Source organism: Bacillus swezeyi (genome assembly GCF_001969815.1).
Taxonomy (GTDB): Bacteria; Bacillota; Bacilli; order Bacillales; family Bacillaceae; genus Bacillus; species Bacillus swezeyi.
Genome location: NZ_MRBK01000046.1, coordinates 1 through 2,655, shown reverse-complemented (window position 1 = coordinate 2,655; position 2,655 = coordinate 1). Strand labels below are relative to the sequence as shown.

Below are 2,655 nucleotides of genomic sequence, written 5' to 3'. Positions count from 1 at the left end.
TTTCCTGTTCCTTTTATTTCCTATATTGTGTCTTTTTTAACCAATCCCCCATTCATCTGCCGTCATGAGACAAAAGATTCAGAAGCAGAAACGTGGATATAGTAAATGATTTTGTTTACATAATGTTTTTATTGTCAATCTTCATCTTTTACATCCGGATCTTCAGGAATTGGTTCGTTAAGAATGGCTTCAACCATTTCCTTATACTTTTCCATCTGCTCCAAATGGGTGTTGAACTGCTCTTTATTGATTACATATTGCTGTCCGTCATGGATCACCCGAATTTTCCTTTGTCTGATGAGCTCCTCAATATAGGCTTCTGAAAGCGATAAATATTCTGCCGTTTCTTTTATCGTTAAATACATGTTTTCATTCCCTTTCGTCCCGATTTAGGCGAACGCTGCCTATGATATGGTATATCAGTTTAAATGATGGAGGCACATTCCCTATGTATTCAAAATGGAATTCTGAAACGCTCTACCAGCCTGCTGCCTCACAGATTCCGCCGGGTCAGCATTCTTCCCGGCAAATGACGCAAAGGTTAAAAAATCTGGAGGATCAGATGGAGCTGCTGATCAAGCTGATGGAATGTAACAATCAGCTGCTGCGCTCCATTGAAGAACAGCAAAACCGAGTTTGCACGGCCGGCGGCGGTTCGGTTATTGTGAGGATGTAAACCGAATGATCTTTAAAATAAAAAGAGGAAGGAATTGATCCTTCTTCTTTATTTTTTACCTTTATCAGTATACTACAGATTTTTCGGCGCTTGAAGCCGGGCAATTTCATTGTACACCTCCGGATTTTCCAAGGCCGATAAATCGCCTGGCGGTTCGTGTAAATAAGCAGCCCGCAATAGTCTTCTCATCACTTTTGCATTTCTGGTCTTTGGCAGGCCGCTGACGAAATACACCGATTTTGGCTTGATTGATTTTCCTAATGCTTCACTGGCGCGCTTCAGCAAATCGTCTTTCAATTTGTCCGAAGGCCGGGCTTTAGTGAGAACGGCGAAACAAACAACAGCCTCCCCTTTTATCTCATCGGGAACACCGATCACCCCGGCTTCCGCCACTGCCGGATGGCTGACCAAAACGGATTCGATTTCCGCAGGACCGATCCTTTTTCCGGCCGCATTGATGACATCATCTGAACGACCGCTGATCGTCCAGTAGCCTTTTTCATCTTTTTTTGCCCAGTCGCCGTGCACCCAAACATCTGTCCAGCGGCTCCAATACGTGTTTTCATACCTGTCCGGCTCTTTCCAAAAACCGCTGGTCATGCCGACCCACGGTTTTGTGAGGACAAGCTCTCCGACTTCGTTTATGATTTCGGCCCCTTCTTCATTGAAGACATTGGCGGCCATTCCCGGCAGAGGGGAATTAAAGGTCATCGGCGATATCGGCCGAAGGAGGACATTGCCCAAAATGCCGCCTGCGATTTCCGTCCCGCCCGAATAATTAAAAATAGGCACCTTGCCTTTCCCCGCATGGCGAAACAGCCACATCCACGGATCGTAATTCCACGGTTCACCCGTCGAGCCGATGACCCGCAGGCTGGAAAGATCGTATTTTTGCTGAAAATCTTCCCCATGCTGCATCATCGAACGAATGAGCGTCGGGGAGATGCCGAGATGTGTGACCCCGTGACGGCTGATAAGCTCCCAAAGCCGATCTGGCCCGGGATAGTCGGGGGCTCCGTCATATAATAAAATGGCTGCTCCATTGATTAAGCCGCCAAATAATAAAAGCGGCCCCATCATCCAGCCCATGTCCGTATACCAGAAAAAGGTGTCGCCTTGTTTGACATCCATGCCAAACCCGGCATCAAACGCGGCTTTAAGCGGAAAACCGGCATGTGTATGAACAGCGCCCTTTGGCTGGCCGGTCGTCCCTGAGGTATAAAGAAGCATGATCGGATCAGAGCTTTCCATCTCTTCGGTTTTCTGAAGTGGTTCATGCTTGATTAGTTCATCCCAAGCTATGTCCCTCGTTTCGTTCCAGCTTGTGTCTGAATCGCGAAGCCGGCAGACGGCGACTTTTTGAACGGATGGGGATTGGTCTGCGGCCTTATCCGCTTCTTTTTTCATGCAGATCACTTTTCCCCTTCTGAGAAATGCGTCTGCGGTGACGAGCATTTTTGCTCCGGAGGCGCGCAATCTTGCGGCTGCCGCGTGAGCACCATAGCCTGAAAAAATCGGAGAAAAAACGGCTCCGATTTTGGCCGCTGCAAGCATGGCGATAACGGTTTCAGGAATCATCGGCATGTAAATCGCAATCACATCGCCTTTTGAGATCCCATGCTTTTTAAAGCCTGCCGCTGCACGGGATATGCTTTGGTTTAATGAAGAAAATGAGATATACTCCGTTTTTCCGTCTTCACTTTCCCAAATGATGGCCGTATTGTCGGCGGTTTCTTTTTGGACAGACCATTTTTCGATGGCATTATAAACGGCATTTAAGCGGCCGCCTTCAAACCATTTCGGCCACTTGATGCCTTGATTTACATTTAATGTTGTGCTGTATCGCTTGTACCAGCTGATGCCGAGCGCTTTTTCGGCTTCTTCCCAAAACCAGGCGATATCGTCTGTCGTGGCTTTTAAAAAATCGTCATAATCGGAAAAGCCGAGTGCCTTCATCCATTGATACAGTCGGGTGGTCT

3 protein-coding genes are annotated in these 2,655 nt (G+C 47.5%); 1 reads left to right on the top strand and 2 read right to left on the bottom strand.

The window, feature by feature from the left end; all coding sequences use genetic code 11:
• Positions 1-134 precede the first annotated feature (134 nt).
• Positions 135-365 carry an excisionase family DNA-binding protein gene (locus BTA30_RS21175; RefSeq protein WP_076763859.1) on the bottom strand — a complete coding sequence of 77 codons (231 nt, stop codon included), beginning with the start codon at positions 363-365 and terminating at the stop codon, positions 135-137.
• Positions 366-448: 83 nt separating this feature from the next.
• Here BTA30_RS21175 and BTA30_RS21170 point away from each other — a divergent pair, with 83 nt between their 5' ends.
• Positions 449-676, top strand: a complete 228-nt coding sequence (locus BTA30_RS21170; protein WP_076763857.1) for a hypothetical protein — start codon at positions 449-451, stop codon at positions 674-676.
• Positions 677-748: 72 nt separating this feature from the next.
• On the opposite strand, the gene BTA30_RS21165 is transcribed toward BTA30_RS21170, so the two are convergent.
• Positions 749-2,655, bottom strand: a 1,907-nt coding sequence (locus BTA30_RS21165) for an AMP-binding protein (RefSeq protein WP_076763861.1), incomplete at its 5' end; no start/stop codon positions are given.

Bases quoted from the DNA above. Each gene is read 5' to 3' on its own strand.
- BTA30_RS21175 (WP_076763859.1), bottom strand. From the start codon at position 365: ATGTATTTAACGATAAAAGAAACGGCAGAATATTTATCGCTTTCAGAA.
- BTA30_RS21170 (WP_076763857.1), top strand. From the start codon at position 449: ATGTATTCAAAATGGAATTCTGAAACGCTCTACCAGCCTGCTGCCTCA.